General features: G+C 47.2%; 14 protein-coding genes. 1 reads left to right on the top strand and 13 read right to left on the bottom strand.

Going from position 1 to position 18,479, the window contains the following annotated elements; all coding sequences use genetic code 11:
• Positions 1-12: 12 nt before the first annotated feature.
• Positions 13-945 (bottom strand): carbamate kinase, encoded by a 933-nt coding sequence (arcC, locus tag VSQ32_19885; GenBank protein MEH2945042.1) that lies wholly within the window; start codon positions 943-945, stop codon positions 13-15.
• A gap of 327 nt (positions 946-1,272) precedes the next feature.
• Positions 1,273-2,853 carry a trypsin-like peptidase domain-containing protein gene (locus tag VSQ32_19880; protein ID MEH2945041.1) on the bottom strand — a complete coding sequence of 527 codons (1,581 nt, stop codon included), beginning with the start codon at positions 2,851-2,853 and terminating at the stop codon, positions 1,273-1,275.
• Between the two features lie 203 nt (positions 2,854-3,056).
• On the opposite strand from VSQ32_19880, the gene VSQ32_19875 reads away from it, so the two are divergent.
• Positions 3,057-3,671 (top strand): recombinase family protein, encoded by a 615-nt coding sequence (locus VSQ32_19875; GenBank protein ID MEH2945040.1) that lies wholly within the window; start codon positions 3,057-3,059, stop codon positions 3,669-3,671.
• 86 nt (positions 3,672-3,757) lie between these two features.
• Here VSQ32_19875 and VSQ32_19870 read toward each other — a convergent pair whose 3' ends face one another.
• The 11 genes from VSQ32_19870 to VSQ32_19820 form a co-directional block, all read right to left on the bottom strand.
• Positions 3,758-4,192 carry a GtrA family protein gene (locus VSQ32_19870; GenBank protein ID MEH2945039.1) on the bottom strand — a complete coding sequence of 145 codons (435 nt, stop codon included), beginning with the start codon at positions 4,190-4,192 and terminating at the stop codon, positions 3,758-3,760.
• A gap of 155 nt (positions 4,193-4,347) precedes the next feature.
• A complete protein-coding gene (glmS, locus tag VSQ32_19865) occupies positions 4,348-6,174 on the bottom strand; it encodes a glutamine--fructose-6-phosphate transaminase (isomerizing) (protein MEH2945038.1) in 1,827 nt (608 codons plus the stop codon).
• 14 nt (positions 6,175-6,188) lie between these two features.
• Complete coding sequence (locus VSQ32_19860) at positions 6,189-7,304, bottom strand: LCP family protein (GenBank protein ID MEH2945037.1); 1,116 nt, start codon at positions 7,302-7,304, stop codon at positions 6,189-6,191.
• A gap of 185 nt (positions 7,305-7,489) precedes the next feature.
• On the bottom strand, positions 7,490-8,269 hold the full coding sequence (locus tag VSQ32_19855; GenBank protein MEH2945036.1) for a glycosyltransferase family 2 protein: 780 nt from the start codon (positions 8,267-8,269) through the stop codon (positions 7,490-7,492).
• Positions 8,263-9,027 (bottom strand): glycosyltransferase family 2 protein, encoded by a 765-nt coding sequence (locus VSQ32_19850; protein ID MEH2945035.1) that lies wholly within the window; start codon positions 9,025-9,027, stop codon positions 8,263-8,265. Before VSQ32_19850 ends, VSQ32_19855 begins: the two co-directional genes overlap by 7 nt.
• Complete coding sequence (locus tag VSQ32_19845; protein MEH2945034.1) at positions 9,024-10,439, bottom strand: sugar transferase; 1,416 nt, start codon at positions 10,437-10,439, stop codon at positions 9,024-9,026. Before VSQ32_19845 ends, VSQ32_19850 begins: the two co-directional genes overlap by 4 nt.
• A 173-nt stretch (positions 10,440-10,612) precedes the next feature.
• Complete coding sequence (locus VSQ32_19840) at positions 10,613-10,813, bottom strand: DNA-directed RNA polymerase subunit M (GenBank protein ID MEH2945033.1); 201 nt, start codon at positions 10,811-10,813, stop codon at positions 10,613-10,615.
• A 151-nt stretch (positions 10,814-10,964) separates the two neighbouring features.
• Positions 10,965-12,761 (bottom strand): glycosyltransferase family 2 protein, encoded by a 1,797-nt coding sequence (locus VSQ32_19835; protein ID MEH2945032.1) that lies wholly within the window; start codon positions 12,759-12,761, stop codon positions 10,965-10,967.
• 65 nt (positions 12,762-12,826) lie between these two features.
• Positions 12,827-15,652: a hypothetical protein gene (locus tag VSQ32_19830; protein MEH2945031.1), complete on the bottom strand. Its 2,826-nt coding sequence runs from the start codon at positions 15,650-15,652 to the stop codon at positions 12,827-12,829.
• Between the two features lie 76 nt (positions 15,653-15,728).
• Entirely contained in the window at positions 15,729-18,008 is a 2,280-nt protein-coding gene (locus VSQ32_19825; protein MEH2945030.1) for an N-acetylmuramoyl-L-alanine amidase, read from the bottom strand.
• Between the two features lie 296 nt (positions 18,009-18,304).
• Entirely contained in the window at positions 18,305-18,469 is a 165-nt protein-coding gene (locus VSQ32_19820) for a hypothetical protein (protein MEH2945029.1), read from the bottom strand.
• Between the last annotated feature and the right edge of the window lie 10 nt (positions 18,470-18,479).

The following is an 18,479-nucleotide window of genomic DNA, read 5'->3' as shown; positions in this document are numbered from 1 at the left end:
TCTTCACTCTCCTTATTTGTGTATCAGTGTTCCGGGGGCTTTTTTCACCCCATCCCGTGAAACTTCCAGTCTGGTAATCAGCGCGCTGCGCACTGCGGAATTGCCGATAAATTCAATGGCGGCTTCAATTTTTGGCAGCATGGTACCCGCTTCAAACTGCCCCTCTTCCATATAACTTCTGGCCTGTTCTGTGGTCATTTCATCTATGGGCGTCTCCTGATCCGTGCCGAAATTCAGACAGACCTGCTCCACACCTGTTAAAATTACAAGACGTTCCGCGTCAACCAGATCCGCCAGTTTTCCCGCTGCGGAATCTTTTTCAATCACAGCGCTGGCTCCTTTCAGCCTGTGTCCCTGAGCAAGTACAGGGATTCCGCCGCCTCCGCAGGCAATTACGATCTGGTCTGCGTCCAGAAGGGCACGGATGGCGTCAATCTCCACAATATCCACAGGCCGGGGTGCTGCCACAATTCTGCGGTATCCCCGGTCTGTTTTCACCACGTGATTACCCTTTTTCTCCTCTGCCTCTGCTTCCTCCTCCGTCATAAAACGTCCGATTTCCTTGGAAGGACGGTAAAACGCTTCGTCATAGGGGTCCACACATACCTGGGTCAGAATCGTGGAAACCGGTTTGTAAATTCCCCGGTTCAGAAGTTCGGTCCGGATGGCATTCTGCAGGTCATATCCAATATACCCCTGGCTCATGGCAGAACAGACTGACATGGGTGTAGCGGTATACTCCGGATAGATTCTGCAGAATTCTGCCATTGCAGTGTGAATCATTCCCACCTGAGGTCCGTTGCTATGGGAAATGACCACCTGGTAATCGTCCTTTATAAAATCCACCACTGCTCCGGCCGTTTTCTTCGTGGCGCTTTTCTGCTCCGGCAATGTGGTTCCAAGGGCGTCATGGCCAAGCGCAATTACGATTTTTTTCTTTCTCATAAAAACCTCCCGTCTTTCCTGTATGATGAAACGCCAATCCGGACAGATTCCGGATTGGCATTTTCGTTTTCTGCGGTACATTCTGCAAAAAGAATTCTTTTTTATTCTACCACATTTTCTGTAATTTTAAAAGAAAAAAATCGGCCCTTTCTTTCCGTCAGTAACAGACTCGTTACTGTTCACACGGCACCGTGCACTACGCTGCACGGTGTCCGGCCAAAGAAGTAGTGGCTGCCGGGCATCCGGCCCCTCACCGAAGGTGACTTTAAATGGCCGGATGCCGTTACCGGAACACCCGTAGGGTGTGAACAGTAACACAGACTCCATCTACTGCTCCTGGATATTCTTTTTCCCAAGTTTTGCCGTTATTTTCTGTTCCTGCCATTCTCCGTTCTCATTGGTCTGAATGGTAATCTCCACTTCACTGCCTGCTGCATAATACTGTATGATATCCGATAAGCCTTCCATGGATTTGATTTTTCTTCCGTCAAATTCTGTGATTACATCGCCCTTTTTAATTCCCGCCTGCTCTGCAGCGCTGTTTTCCTGTACAAATGTAATATACAACCCTTCCGGCATACCGAAATTTTTTGCCAGGTCTTCTGTTACATCCTGCCCGGATACACCCAGATATGCGGAGTTGGATTCATCCACTACTTCTCTTGTAATCAAATCATTGATAATCGGTTCCGCTGCGGAAACCGGAATGGAAAATCCCATACCTTCCACCTGAGTATCTGCATATTTTACGGAATTGATTCCGATTACTTCACCGTTCATATTCAGCAGGGCGCCGCCGCTGTTTCCGGGGTTAATTGCCGCACTGGTCTGAATCAGGTCATTGGTAATGGAGGTTCCGGTGTTTTCATCCTGTACGGTCACTTCCCGGTCCACTGCGCTGATTACGCCTGTGGTAACAGACTGACCGTAACCCAGTGCATTTCCAATGGCCACTACTGCCTGGCCCACACGCACGTTTTCCGAATTGCCCAAAGTTGCCACTTTTATCTTTTCCATGGTTTCCGCAGGAACAGATTTAATGGGAACGGACAGTACCGCCAGATCTGTGCTGGGGTCCGTACCCTTAATTTCAGCAGTCACGGTCTGGTCATCATGGAAATTTACCGTAAGCTGGGTGGCATTCGCAACCACATGGTTATTTGTAGCAACATAGAGTTCTTCTTCCGTCTGGCCAATAATAATGCCGCTTCCCGCACTTTCCGTATCCTGTACAAAGGAACGTCCGAAGAAATCTCTGCCAAGCTCTGTCTGACCCATATTGGTAATGGACACGATGGAAGGCATTACATTTTCCACAATATCCGATACATCATTGATGGTGGTAGCTGTACTCACGCCTGTGGCAGGTACATTTTTGCTGTTGGAAGTGGTTCCGTCTTTTTTATTGCTGCCTCCTGCGGTAGTCTCCAGCGCTGCGCTGCCGGAATTTCCTCTGGTAAGTTCAAAAGCAAGCCCTGTTCCATAAAATACCGTACCTGAAACCAGTCCGAACACCAGGGCAAGAGCCGCGCATTTTGCCACTGTCATACCAAAACCATGCTGCTTTTTCTCTTTGGATTTTTTCGGCTTCTTTTTCTTTCCTGCCGCCGGATTCCACTGGCTTCCATTCTGTCCTCCGCTCTGACTCTCTCCTGCAGTGTAAGTCTGTCCTCCGTTCTGACTCTCTCCCGTGGTATAGAACTGCCGGTCATTTCGGGGCTGAGGCTCTCCTGCAGTATAGACTCTCTCACCGCTGTCCGTTGTAACCGCCCCCGAAACCGGCTGGCTGTTTTCTTCTCTTCTCTCATAATAGTTAGGATTCCGGTCCTGATTTTCCTCATTGAGGTAACTGTATGAATATAAAGAATCAGAATGCTGACTGTTGTTATTGTTATTATTATTTTCCATAACAGATTCTCCTTTCGCGGCTGTTTCCTTTGCTTTGTTTTATCTATTAAGCAGTTTACGGAATATTTGTGATAAAAATGTGACAAATATTTTAAAAATACGTGATATTGTTCCGATACTTTTTCATTTATGATAGAGAGCGGCGGCTTAACATTTTTATGAACCGGATTTTGAACCGTGAAAAAGCAGAAACGGAGGTATCTATGAACACACAAAAGATATTCGGATACATAAGGGTATCCACCAGAGAACAGAACGAAGACAGACAGCGCATTGCCCTCCTTGAAATGGGCGTGCCAAAACATCAGATTTACATGGACAAGATGTCCGGTAAAAATTTTGAAAGGCCTCAATACCGGAAACTGCTGAGAAAACTGGACAGCAACTCCATTCTCTTTATCAAATCCATCGACCGTCTTGGGCGAAACTACGCGGATCTCAACGAACAGTGGCGGATTATTACCAAAGAAAAGAAAGCTGATATTGTAGTCATTGATATGCCCCTTCTGGACACAAGGCGGGAGAAAAACCTTCTGGGCACCTTTATCAACGACCTGGTGCTGGCTCTGCTCAGCTATGTGGCTGAAAATGAGCGTATCAACATTCGCCAGAGACAGGCGGAGGGCATTGCCGCCGCAAAGGCCAGAGGAGTAAAATTCGGCCGGCCGCCTCTGCCGCTGCCGGACAATTTTCAGGAAGTGTATGAGAACTGGTCCATGAAAAAAATAACATTAAAGCAGGCCGCCAAAGCCTGCAATTTACCGGAAAGCACGTTTTTCTATAAAGCGAAAGCCATTGAAAAGACCAGCTCCATCTGAGTATGGTCCCTGCAGGCGGAGGCGCGGAACATTTTGCGGCGCCTCTGCCTGCAGGGGAACGGGGGAGCCTCTGCCCTCCATCCTTTCTACCCTCTCTGAAACAGTTCCTTTCTCTTCCCTGCAATCCTCTGCCTTACCCCATCCTCCAGAAACACCTTCCTGGAGATAAAATTCCAAAAAGACACCAACAGCGCCGTACAGATTTTGGCCAGCATATAATACAGCTCCAGATGTTCCACAAGCATTTTCATAATTATAGAATTCAGCAGAAGTCCGCAACCGCTTAGCAGGAGAAAAATACTGAACCGCCCTTTCTTTCTGTGCTCCACGTTACAATCAAATACATATTTTGTACTGTATATATAATTAAAGACTGTTGCTGCCGAAAAAGACAGCATGGAAGACAGCAGATAATGCATGTGAAATGTTTCCGTAAATGTAAACAGCAGCGCATAATCCACCAGGAAAGACACCACTCCAACCAGGCTGAACCTGCAAAATTGTCTCATAATCTTTTTCATAATATCCTCATTTCAAATAATCGTTCTCAACAAAAACCGGCGGCATACTGCCACCGGCTTCTCATTTTATCCTATTTTCAATAATTTTGCAAGGGTAAATAATACCATCAGGTCTCCTCACGGCAGCGCCGGGTCCCTCCTCATGGCAAGTATAATCACTCTACAGTGACGGATTTCGCCAGATTCCTGGGCTTATCCACATCGCAGCCCTTGCCTACTGCAACGTAATAGCTGAAAAGCTGCAGGGGAATAATTGCCAGAGAATTGGTAAAATACCGGTTGGTCTGGGGAATGTAAATGACATAATCGGCTGCTTTCTCAATGTCACGGTTACCCGCATTGGTTACTGCAAGGACAAAAGCCCCCCGGCTGCTCAGTTCCACAATATTGCTGATGGTCTTTTTGTACAGGTCTTCCTGGGTCACCACAGCGGCCACCAGCGTCCCTTCCTCAATCAGAGAAATGGTGCCATGCTTTAATTCGCCCGCCGCATAGGCTTCCGAGTGAATATAGGAAATTTCCTTTAACTTCAGAGAACCTTCCAGCGAAATGGCATAATCTATGCCACGCCCCACAAAAAATACATCTTTTGCCGCAATATAACGATTGGCAAAATGCTGTACTTTTTCTTTGTTGCTCAGAAGCATTTCTATCTGTTCCGGCAGTTTCTGTAAATCTCTCAAAAATCCTGCCACTTCATGTTCCGTAATCTCTCCGCGCACCTGTGCAAATTTAATGGCCAGCAGATATTCTGCAATCAGCTGGGCGCTGTAAGCCTTTGTAGTTGCCACCGCAATCTCCGGCCCTGCCCAGGTATACATCACCCGATCGGCTTCCCGTGCAATGGAACTTCCCACCACATTGACAATTCCCAGTGTCTTGACGCCGCGTGTTTTTGCTTCCCGCAGTGCGGCCAGAGAATCTGCTGTTTCTCCGGACTGACTGATAATAATCACAAGATCTTCCGAATCCAGAATGGGATTGCGATAACGGAACTCGGAAGCCAGATCCACTTCCACGGGAATTCTGGCCAGGCCTTCAAAAATATATTTGGCGGTAACGCCGGTATGGTACGCGGAACCGCAGGCAACGATATGGATTCTGCGGATAGAGCGGATTTCCTCGTCGCTCATACCCAGTTCCTCAATCACAATCGCACCGTCTTTTATTCTGGGGTTCAGGGTATCTCTTACGGTCTGGGGCTGCTCGTACATTTCCTTTAACATAAAATGCTCATAGCCGCCTTTTTCCGCCGCATTGATATCCCAGTCTATGGTAGTGGATTCTTTCTGAATTTCCTCACCGTCCACATTGTAAAAGTCAATACTCTCTCCTGTTAAAACCGCGATTTCTTCATTCTGTATAAAATAAACATTTCTGGTGTATTTCAGTACGGCAGGAACGTCGGACGCAATCAGATTTCCGTCCTTTCCATGGCCCACAATAAGAGGGCTGTCTTTCCGTACTGCATATATTTTATCCGGATGCTCCTTAAAAATAATTCCCAGCGCATAGGAACCTTCCACCCGATGCATAACCTTGGTGATGGCTTCCACCGGATCTCCTTTATAATAACGATCAAGAAGATGGGCCACAACCTCCGTATCCGTCTCGGACAGAAACTGATAACCCTTCTGCTCCAGCCGCTTTCGCAGCTTCAGATAATTCTCTATGATTCCATTGTGCACCACCGCAATGGTCTCTGTCTGATTATAATGAGGGTGCGCATTGTCCTGGGAAGGAGCCCCGTGGGTAGCCCAGCGTGTATGCCCGATTCCCGACGTTCCCGGCATGGTAGCGCCGTCATGGGTCAGCTCACTGAGCACTTTCAGACGCCCCACCGCTTTCCTGACCTGAATGTTTTCTCCGTCGTACACTGCAATTCCCGCCGAATCATATCCTCTGTATTCCAGTTTTGACAAACCGTCCAGTAAAACAGGCGCCGCCTGAGATTCTCCGATATACCCTACAATTCCACACATATGATGTCCTCCTGTTATTCGCCCTTGTCCGCCCTCACGCCTGTGCGGTACACAATTTCATCACTGATACTCTGCACGCTCTCTGTCACCTGATAATCGTCTGTTCCATACAGGAAATCATGGAGCTGTTTCACATTGGCAGACAAATCCGCAGGTATGACACAGTCCTGACTGCCTTTCTGATAGGAAATGCTTACCACTGCGCTGCCTTTATCAAAGGGAAATCCCGCTGTCTCTCCCATTTTATAACTAAAAGCATCTGCTGCAAGAGCCAGAATTTCTGTTTTGGACAGACTGGTCTTTACCTCAGGAAATACGGTATCAATCAGTTCGTTGATTGTAGCCATGTCTGATGCCAGAGCTTTATCCACCATTTTCTCCAGAACTTCTCTCTGACGCTCCGTTCTTTTGAAATCATCTCCTGTCGTATACCGGATTCTACCATAGGAAACTGCCTGTACCCCATTCAGATTATAGGTGCCGGCTCCTGGCAGAGGGCTGTAACTTTTTCCGGTTACTTTAGAGGTCTCTATACAGTAATTGTTCAGATGGCCTGCTTCCTCATCTGTTATTTCCACTTCCACGCCGCCCAGAATATCCACTGCTTCCGCCACTGCTGAAAAATCAAAAGAAACATACTCCTGGATATCCAGATCCAGATTGGTATTCAGCATACGGACCGCCTGTTTGGGCCCGCCTTTTGCATAAGCTGCATTTGCCTTACTGTAAGCCTCCGTATTATCCAGATCCGCCATTTTCAGAAAAGTGTCACGATACACGGAAACCAGCCTTACCTCCTTGGTATCCTTATCAATTCTGGCCACCATAATAACGTCTGAATTTCCCCGCTCATAAGAACCCTCGTCCCGGTTATCCAGACCAAACAGCGCAATGGTTGTGTATTCTCCCAGTACATCCTGTGTCTCTTCGGGCAGTTCCACCCTTACGTCCTTCCCTTTAAAGGAAACGTCCGTATCCAGCTTATCCATCTTCCCGTTTACCCAGATCCAGCCCACTGCCACCAGCAGAATCATCAGCTCAATTGCCACTATCAGCAGCTTTCGCCTCTTCCTTTTCTTACTCTTCTTCGTGGGCTGTTTTGCCCCCTGTGCTTTACTTTGTTTTGCCATACCTTCACCCTATCTGTTCTGATTCCCGGAAAATCCGAAACCGCCGCCTGCGGCGGGATTTGCAGCTTCCCGGTCTTTTATCCGTACTGCTCATTCACGCCTGATAAATACTTATGTTCCTTATAACACACATTTTTATCACGATTAATACATATGGTCTATATTATAATATTTCAGACCATTTATCAACCGTCATTTTTCTTGAATTTTCCAGAAATGACATGTATTTTCTGGTAATATTGTATAATTCTTACAAAAAAATAACTGAAAAACCAGAGACGGTTTCGTAACATTTTACCAAAACCATAATGTTTCATACTGGAATTATTATCTCCATGACGCCGGTATAATAGCAGCGGCTCCTGCAAAAAGAAGGATTTTCCAGCCGTATAGTCCCCCAGAATGCCAATCCACTGGTCATGCATTTCAATTTTCTCCGGAATGGGCAGAATAATCCCTTTCAGTTCCCGCCGAAACGCCATACAACAGCCAATGTAGCTGTTTTTCAGCATATTTTTCCAGACTCCGGGGACGGAACGCCGGTATCGGAAAAAAGATTCCGTCACAATCTGTTCCGGATTCTCTCCCCCAAATACCCTGGCGTCATGAATCACCACCATGGCATGTTGCTGTTCAAAAGCCTCCAGTACCTTTTCCACTTTATGCTCCATCCAGATATCGTCCTGATCCGCCAGAAAAATATACCTGCCTCTGGTATGGCGGATGGCATACTCCACATTCTTTTTAATCCCCTGGCCAGGCCCTTTTAACAGGCGGATTCTGGCGTCTGCCTTCCGGTATTCTTTTATAATGGCAATGGTATCGTCAACGGAGCCATCGTCAGAAATTACCAGTTCATCCTGTTCCTGAAGCTGGCTCATCACAGAAGATATCTGTTCCCGAATGTAACGTTCCCCATTATAAGTCACCATGGCCACGGAAACGCGGATTTCCTGTGTCACCATAATTTCCACCCCCATTTCTGAAAATACCGTACCATGGAAATCAGGTGCATTTTCAGTAAGGCCGGATTTTTATGGGAGCCCCGCTCCCATTTATGAATCACCGTGGTATCGGGACAATACCAGAGGCTGCTCCTCCCATTGACCCGCCTGCATAAATCTGCATCCTCCATATACATAAAATAGCGCCTGTCAAATCCCCCAAGCCGACGAAACAGTTCCGTACGGATAAACAGGAAACTGCCCTGAGCAAAGGGCACCCGAAAAGGTTTCCCGTAATCCATCTCCTGCATGGTATGATATGAACGGCGCTTTTTAAAACAGCATCCGGGAAAGTACCGGATGAGCAAATCCCCAACCGTCAGTTTCCGCCGGTAAACAGGCTGCAGTTTCCCATCCTCATCCGTCATACGGGGAACGGCCATACCGACAGAGTTCTGCTCCATAAATTTCAGCAAAACAGAAAAACTGTCTTCTGTCAGAATGATATCGGGATTTACAATGGCATGAAACCTGGAATCCAGCCGGGGCAGCACGTAATTGTGCCCTCCTCCGAATCCCAGATTTTTACCGGGACGCAGATATGTGACTTCCGGATACTTCCGCTCCAGCCGGGACAGACGGTTTTTTTTACTGCTGTTGTCCACCAGAAACAGTTCTTTTGAAACAGCGACAGCGGTACATTCCATAATGGAACGTACCGCATTCCTTACATCTTTTTCATTATTATATGCTACAATAGTGATTGAAATATCTTTCATGATGATCCTTTGCCTGTGAGCACCACTCCAATGGTCCGAAACAGAATCCGCACATCCATTCCCAGGGACCAGTTGGAAATATACTGGGTATCCAGTGCCACAATCTCCTCAAAATTCTTAATATCGCTTCTTCCGCTGACCTGCCACATACCGGTAAGCCCCGGCCGGATGCCCAGCCTTGCCTTGTGATGAAGCTCATACTGTTCAAATTCTTCCTCCGTAGGAGGCCTTGTCCCAACCAGGCTCATATCCCCTTTCAGCACGTTCCAGAACTGGGGCAGCTCGTCAATGGAAAATTTCCGCATAAATCTTCCTACCCCAAAAATCCTGGGATCATGCTCCATTTTGAACATCAGCCCTTCCATCTCATTCTGAGCCATCAGGTCCTGCTTCATTTTATCCGCTCCCACCACCATGGTGCGGAATTTGTAGAATTTAAAACGCCTGCCGTTTCTTCCGATTCGGGTCTGAGCGTAAAATATCGGCCCCGGAGACTGTATTTTAATGATGGGTGCGAAAATCAGAAAGGCGATTCCGGTCAGAAGCAGCCCCACCAGACTTCCCAGAATATCCATACACCGCTTAATCAGCACCTGCCTTGTGGTGGCAATCTTCATACTGGTGGTCAGAACCATGTATTTTCCGCATTTTTCCACCATTTTGTTGGGCATCAGTCTGGACTCCCGCACCAGATTGAAATGTACCGTCAGGCCCAGTTCCAGCAGTTCGTTGGCCAGCGCCTCGCTGCTCTCCCTGGTATTTCCGTTGATAAATATTTCATCCACCACATTGATGCGCACATATTCCAGAAAGCTGTCTGCACAGGCCACCACCGGCACCCCGCAGATTTCATCTCCGATTCTGTTTTTGTCCACAATCACTACGCCGGTTACTTCAAATTCCTTATATCGGTCATGCTGGAAATCTCCCACGCATTCTTCCGCATAACGCTCCTCCGTCACCACAATCAGCTGGGAAAACTTTTTCCCCCGTATCATGCGCTGGCGGATATATATTTTCCACAGGCATCTGGAGAAATATTCTATTACGATAGCAAATCCCCAGAACACAAAAATAATCTGTCTGGAATAAATTTCCGACTGTTTGGTAGCCCAGACATATATGGTAATGGTGGCAAATATAATACTGCAGTGTACAATCACTGCTTTCAGTTCCTGAATTTTATTACGTCTCAGGATTCCGGTATATGCTTCAAAGAAAAATACAATGCAGATATCTACCAGAAGCAGAACCACCGCCAGACGGTTATAGTAATCCATCAGGAACGGAAGCCTTTTGATATTTCCCAGTCGAATCAGACAGGAACTGTAAAAAGCTGTCTCCAGACACAGTAAATCCAGTATCAGGAAATCCAGATGTTTTACCCAGCTTTTTTTCTGTTTTTTATACATAGTCCTTTCATCCTTAACGTAATTTTCGTCTCTTCCTCAGACAGCCGTTCAGCTATCCCTGCTGTGAATTATCATACACGATTTGCCTATAAATAAGCAACAAAATTTCTCTTAAAGTTTCCTTAATTTTGTGCATTTTTCTGCACATACAGGGATACCCGGAGGGTGATTCCTTAATTTTGGGTTTTATTCCTTATGTAGAGCCAGCTCTCCGAATAATCTTTCCTCTGCTGCTCGTCCATTTCACTGTACTGGGAAAAGGTCAGTCTGGAGGGAATCATTCTGGTTCCCCCGCATTTATGGCAGTAAATCTCTTTCCTTCTGGATACTGTTGTAATGCTTCCGCATTCCGGGCAGATAAACACTTTCATCATACGTCACTTCTCACATTCAACTCTGTATTTCGGCTTCGCTTTCTCTCTATTGTAGCATTGAATTGGAAAAAGGGCAAGTTCAAAGAACCTGCCCTTGAATTAATCCTGTTGTTCTGCTGTAACAGTTATGGCTGAACTGTTACGTTCTGTTTCATGGCTTCAGCGCATAATTGCATTTTTTCAGAGAAAAATTCGGGTTATAACAGGGGTCTCCCTTTTTCAGCAGCTCTATCCAGCGGGTGCGGAAAAATTCGATTTCTTCCCCGAACCGCCGCACCTTTTCCTGGGTATCTTCCGCTCCGCGGGTTTTGGATTCATAATGGTATGCTTCCACAAAGGGGTCATACACCACAAGATATCCTGCCTGTCCCACCCGCAGGCAGAAATCCACGTCGTTAAAGGCCACTGCCAGCTTTTCTTCCAGCCCATGAACTTTTTCAAAGACTTCCCTGGACACCATCAGGCAGGCCGCTGTCACCGCGCTGTAATTGAGCTGCAGAGCCGCCTTATGATAATAACCTTCCTGCCCCCTTCTGAGTCCCGGAAACATATTTGCAGCGATTCCGTCAATGCCCACAACAATTCCGGCATGTTGCACCGTGTTATCCGGATAATACAGACGGGCGCCCACAATGCCCACCTCCGGCCGCTGGCAGTTCCCCAGCAGTTCCTCTATCCAGTCTTCCGTAATAATCTCTATATCATTATTCAGCAGAATAAAATAGCTGCCTTTTGCATGGGCCGCGCCGAAATTATTGATAGCCGAGTAATTAAATCCTTCCTCCCATACCACTACACGGGCCTGCTGTCTGTCCTGGAGTTCCTGATAATAAGCAAATGTCTCCGAATCCGTACTGCTATTTTCAATCACGATAATTTCATAATTCTGATAGGTGGATTTCCGAATGGACTCCACACAGCGGCGAAGCATGGCAGACTGGTCTTTGCTGGGAATTAAAATGGAAACCAGAGGTTCTCCTTCCACCTCGTATTTTACACGGTAAAAGCCAAAATGAGGAAGTTGTGATACCCGGCCCTTTTTCCCTGTCCGTGTCAGATGTTCCTGTATCGCTCTCTGCCCCGCCTCATAGGCATAGGTTTTACTGAGGGGATTATCTGCTGTGGAATTACTGTGAACTCTCCAGTGGTACAGCACTTTTGCCACATGCCCGGTCTTCCTGGCAAGTTCCGTACAGCGCAGGATGAAATCATAATCCTGTGCTCCGTCAAATGCTTCCCGGAACCCTCCCGCCTGCTTTATCACGGAATTCTTTACACACAGGAAATGGGTGATGTAATTGTTGGAACACAGCAAATCGGGGCTGAATTCCGGTTTGAAGTGGGGATTCTGATGTCTCAGGCCCTGTCTGGTTTCCTCCACCTGGTCTTCATCCGAATAAATCACTTCCACTTCCGAATCCTGATTAATCAGAGAAACGATCTCATAAAATGCTTCCGGAGCCAGCAAATCGTCATGGTCCAGAAATCCAGTCCAGGAACCTGTGGCTGCTTCCAGTCCCTGGTTGGTATTTCCGGCAATTCCCAGGTTTTCTTCCAGACGATGGTAGTGAATCCGGTTTTCCTGATATTCACTGCAGTACCGGCGGACTGCTGTTTCCACCTCATCTGAAGGCGTTGCATCCATCAGGCACAGCTCCCAGTTCTCATAGGACTGCTCCCGCACGGAATCCAGCATTTCCACCAGATATTTTTCCGGAGTCTGATAACAGGGAACCACCACACTGAGCAAAGGGCGGCAGGCAAATTTTCTGCTCTGCCGCCTCTGGCGTTCCAGTTCTTCCTGACCGGCCCTGTGTCTCTCAAACCAGGGCTGATATGGCACCTCATCCGGCTCCATTTTGTCACGCAGACGGTTCCAGAAAGCCTTCGGCCCATAATGCCTGAAATACCGTATGCCTTTTTTTATTTTGTAAGGTGTGATTTTCATAAGAATCCTCCGTCATGACAGCCCGTCGTAAGACGGGCTTCATGACTGCCTGTTTCGGTATCCGGTTATTTTGCCCGGACATATTTCTGCGCAGAACAGGCGGAATATTTTACTTTCTTTCCATTGTTTGCATAAGATCTCACTTTGTAGTAATAGTTTTTTCCGGCTTTGGCGGTTTTATCCGTCCAGGAAACTGTCGTATTTTTGGTAATTTTCTTTATTTCCTGGTATTTCCCCTTTTTGGAAGTGGCACGGTAAATTTTATAGCCTGTGGCCTTACTGTCTTTCTTCCATTTTAATTTTACCTTTCCCTGAGAAACGGTAACAGAAGTTACCGTCTGCTTGCTCAGGGCAGTTTTTACCGTGCTGACTTTGGAATAGCTGGAATATTTCGTCCCACCGGACGAGCCTTTCGCATAGGAACGTATCTTATAATAATAGGTCTTTCCTGTGGTAATATTTTTGTCAGACCAGGATACGGTTTTATTCTTCGTAATGGTGGCAACTTTCGTATATTTGCCTTTCTGAGAAGTAGCGCGGTAGATATAATAGCCGTCTGCTTTGGAATCCCGTTTCCAGGTCAGTTTAATTTTGCTTCCTTTGGACACGGTGGCTTTTTTCAGCTGAGGTTTTGCCATTTTCAAATCTGCCTTTTTCGTACCGGTATATTTGGAATAATAGCGCTTTCCGTTTACCATCACGTAACCGCGGATTCGGTAAGTATATTTGTTTTTCGGTACTACTTTGGTATCTTTGTAGCTGATGGTGGAGTTCCCCTGTATGGTTGCAATACAGGAATAACTGCCCGTACCTTTTTTCCGGTAAATCCGATAACCGTCCACAGCTGTCTTTTTCCAGGACAGTTCCACCGTCCTGTAATTTTTGATTTTAAATTTCGTCCAGGAAGTTGCCGGAACTCTGCAGTCAATGGTCTGCGCGTCGGAATACGGGGAATATTTGTTGCCTCCGCTCAGCTTCATGTAAGCACGCATTCTGTAATTATATATTTTTCCCGGTACCGCTGTGGTGTCTTCCCAGGTAAGGATGTCGCCCCTGCTGACCGTTGCCAGGCTGGACCAGGAACCGTCTGTTCCCACGGAACGGTAAATCCGGTATCCCTGGGCCGCCGCCACTTCATCCCAGGACAGCCTTATGGAGGCAGCTCCTGTTTTTTCTGCCCGCAGCACAGGTTTGCTCAGATTTTCTCCCGGTTTGGGACATGGGGAAGCAGGCATATTCTGATACACCGGAACCTTAAACACAAAATTATTGTTCAATGCTCCCATAGCAGCGTAACTTTTCTGAACGCTCTTTCCTTCACTTTCCGCCGCCAGAAGATTCTGCATGTACTGATGCCAGTACAGACCGTCATAAGAGGCGTCCACGTCAAATTTCTGCAGATAAAAGGTATCCTGCCCCCGCCTGATATATTTGGAGGATACCTTGTCCGCTCCTCCTCTCAGGGCCTTGTAACGGGTATTCCAGCCTGCGTTTTTCGCCTCATTCAGACCGCTGATAATAACTTCCTGGCCGATTCCCGTTGCACTCATGTTAAAATAATTGTAATATCCCTCGTATCCGGGATAGGTGCCGGATATCAGAGAAGATGTTCCGTTCACTCCCTGTTCCTGGCGTACACGGCTAGCCAGAAAATAAGGGCTGACCTTTAACTCTTTTCCAATTTCAATAAAAGCCTGGGCATAGGTCATTCCGTCGCCGGAACCGTCCTCCAGCTTCTTATGAGACATAAAAGTACCGCTCAGTATTCTTTCCACGCCGGATTCCGTATGGTAGGATGCATTATAGGTAAGCTGTTCAAACTGGAACACCGCTTCTTCATTCAGAAAATTCCGGGGGTCCAGATAATATTTTACAATGGCCTCGGAGGCCTGTACCCAGTTGGTTCCGTTTTTAATCACCCATTTTCCCGTCTCCATATTATAGTCTTTGGGCTCTGTGGATTTCCAGGTGTCCGGCTGGTAAGTCTCCACCAGATTCCGGGCGTCCGCCATTTCATTTTTCAGCACCACAGACCACTCCAGTCCGGTATTCATGGGTACAAAACTCCAGTTGGGATGTACCTGTACCAGCTTCTGAATCAGCGTCCGGTAACTCTGGGGAAATGCGGACAAATCCGTACCTCTTGCGCTTCCTCTGGTAAACGTATGTACTTCCATGCCTCTGTTCAGATACTGTGTCTTCCATGCGTCCAGCCTTTCATCCTGGGTGAGCACATATTCGCTCTCAATATAACCGCCGGACACCACGTCGTTCACTGCAAATTCAATCTGAAACCAGAGTCCTGTTTCTGTCAGGGCAGCGCCTGTCAGCCTTACCTGGTAACCGCTGGTAAGCACCTGCACCACTGCCCCTTCCCTGGAAGGCTCCTGCCGAACCGGAAATTCCGCATCATTGGCCAGAACGCCGTACATATCATATTCTTTTAACAGCTCTGCAAAGGCTTCCTCCGGGGAAATCTCATTCCCGCCGTCCTCCGCTGCCTTCAGGAGTTCTTCCGGAAATCCCGGCAGTTCTTCCATTTCCCGCTGTTCTGTTGTATCTTCAGACTCAGATCCTTCCATTTCCTCTTTCTGTATCATATCCTGGGAATCCTGTACATTTTCTACCGGATTCTGCTCCGGTTCTTCTTCCTGTATCTCGTCCCGGCCTTCTTCCTCTGATTCAGGCTGAGATTCCCGGAGGGTTTCCGGCTCCTCTGACACCGGCTGACTTTCCGTTTCTTCCGCCTGTGCCTGCTGTTCCTCCGGAACTGCTTCCTGCTCTGTCTGCTGTGCCGCCTGAACCAGGCTGCTTCCTCCGCAGACATCTGTGGAAAGTACAACTGCAGCTAACAAAATGGCTGTCAGCTTCATACTTTTTCTCGGTTTCATGGCTGTTTTCTTCCTTTCTTTTTCTTTTTCACTCTCCTCCTGTGATTGTAGCACGTTTTTTCTCAACTTTCCATCCTTATTTCGTAACTCCCGCCGCCGGTTTGCAGTAACCGCTGTAACCGGTTTTTCTGTTCACCCGGTTCAGCACCTGTATTTTATAGTAATATTTCTGTCCTCTTTTCAGGTTTCTGTCCGTATAGGAGGTTGTATTTTTTGACTTAATGGTTGCAACTGTCTTATATCCTCTGTTTTGAGAGGTGCTTCTCTGGATACGGTAAGCATATGCTTTGGGGTTCCGTTTCCAGGTAATCCGCAACGCCCCTTTGCCTTTGGCCGTTACGCTGTAAATTTTTGTTTTTTTCACTGCCCAGCCGGAATATATATTGGAAAAACTGCTGAAACCGTTCTGTTCTCCGCCTCTGACCCGGACTTTGTACAGATAAGTCTGATGGGCCTCTACTTCCCGGTCCATATAGGTGGTCTGTCCGGCTTTGAGGGTGGCAATTTTCTCGTAACCTTCCTCCTCCGACTGGCTGCGGAAAATTTCATACTTTTTTGCGTCCTTTACGCTGGTCCAGGTAAGGTTAATCTGTTCGTTCGTTTTGGAAATCACCTTTGTAAGGGTGGGCTGGGCAAGGGTTTTTCCGGACATGGGTTCTGACAGCTCTGATTCCGTCCCGTCTGCATACACAGCGCACAGTTTGTAATAATATATTTTACCGGCTGTCAGGCCGCCGTTGTCATAACTGGTTCCTGGCACCCTGGCAATCTCCGCATAACTGCCGTTTTCAGAAGTGCTTCGGTATACACGGTAAGAATCAGCCTCCGGAATGTCTTCCCATCTCACCCGGAGTTTTGAGCTGTTTCTGGACTGTACATAGGAAATTTCCGGAATTTCTCCTCCTCGTTCCTTATCGTCGTCCTCATCATCCTCCCCGGCTCCTTTCAGTGTAAGGCCGTAATAGGAAGCGATTCCCTGGGCGTCTGCCACACCCAGTTTCTTCAATTTTGCGTCTGTATTCAGAAATTTATTTACATCTCCTGTGTTGCTTATAAATGCGTGTTCAATCAGAACTGCCGGAAATCCGGCCAGCTTGCTTCTCCTGATAATCGCCAGATAATCCGCCAGGGAACCGTCCGGATACTGAGTATTATCCTGAGAATTGCGGATTAAAATTCCTCCTGCCCAGGTTGCAAGGCCCAGAGCCGCCAGCTTCCGGTAAATTTCTGTAGCAAGGCCCTTTCCTTCCGCTCCTATGGCCGGTCTGTAATTGCTGTTGGGGTAATATACGCCGATTCCGTTGGCGCTGCTGCTGGCGCTGGCATTCAGGTGAAAACTCACATAGACATCTGCCTTTTTACCGGCCGCAAATTCCACTCTTCTGGCATTGCAGGTGGATGCATTTACACTCTTTCCGCCATTGGCACAGCTCTGGGTTTCTCTCGTCATGTAAACGGTAACCCCGCTGTATTTCTGCAATTCTGTTCTGCAGTACTGGGCAATTTTCAGCACCAGGTTTTCTTCTTTAAGTCCGTTATAACCTGCCCCGGAATGGGTGCTGTCATGACCGGGATCCAGTACAATCACCATTTTTTTTGCGCCCCGCGTCATATTATGGAGAGAAAATCCTGTTCCGGTTCCTGATGCAGCCTTATCCAGCGCATGTTCCACCGTATATCCGGAACTGGCCCTGCCGTTTTCATCCATGGTTACTATATTTGCTTCCACTTCATCCAGCAGTTCCTGATTCAGCAGCACTTCATCCGGTTCTGCTTCTACTGCCTGATTCACTCCGTACACGACCTGCATACCGGTATCTCTTATAAGTACACGGCAGGCATTTTTTTCCGTTTTCCAGGTAATTCCGGTCAGCTCATAAATCCCTTTCTGTTCTTCCCTGTTGTATTCCATGGAAAACCGCACCATATTATCAGCAATTCCCGCAGCATCTGCGGTAAATTCCTGTCCTGTGGCAGTATTTTTGTACTGAAGCTGCGCCTGCTTTATGACATCTCCTTCCACTCCAAGACCTGCTACCACATTCTGCACACCCGGTACCTGAATCTGCTCGGATTCCTGCATAATAAAATTCAGAACGCCCGTTTCCCATCCTTCCGGCTGATTCTGTTCCGTTGCTTTCTCCGGCTTCTGTTCTGTCCCGTTTTCCGGCAGTCTCTCCTCTGTTCTGCTCTCCGGCAGACGCTCTTCCATTTTGTTTGCCGGCAGCTTCTCCTCTGTCCTGCTTTCTATCTGCCCGGAATCAGACCACATCTTATCATTGGCCTCCGCCTGCATACTGCCGGAAGAAGCAATCATACATACCGATAAGAAAGCTGCCAGAATTCTTTTCGACAATTTCATTCCTTCTGCACTCCATTTCTTTCTCGTTTTGTCATTTTGTGTCGCTTTTTATCCTATCACAAATTTTTTTCCAGTACAACTACCTGCCAGAAACTTACAGAAACTTTACAATTTTCTGTTATCGCTCATTCTTTTCATGCCGGAATCACAGTAACAAAAAAGATTGCTGTAAAACAGCCGCTATATACAGGAAATGGTATTCAGACCTCATAAATTTCATCCATATATGTATATAAACTGTATTTTACTGCAATCTCTTTTATCTGTCGCTATATTATCTGAGTTGCTCTCTATTCATCCTTAATTTTAATGCAGTTCTTTCCTCTGTTCTTTCCGATATAGAGTCTCCGGTCAGCCCGCCGAATCAGCTCATCCACATCCTGGCCGGGAACCTCACCGCATTCCGAGATTCCAAAAGTCATGATTACCGGAATCTGCCTTCCGTCCACTGACAAATCTGCCTGT

The sequence above is a fragment of the Lachnospiraceae bacterium JLR.KK002 genome, from assembly GCA_036941025.1.
Taxonomy (GTDB): Bacteria; Bacillota; Clostridia; order Lachnospirales; family Lachnospiraceae; genus Petralouisia.
The sequence above is the reverse complement of the archived record's forward strand: the minus strand, read 5'-3'. Positions and strand labels throughout refer to the sequence as shown.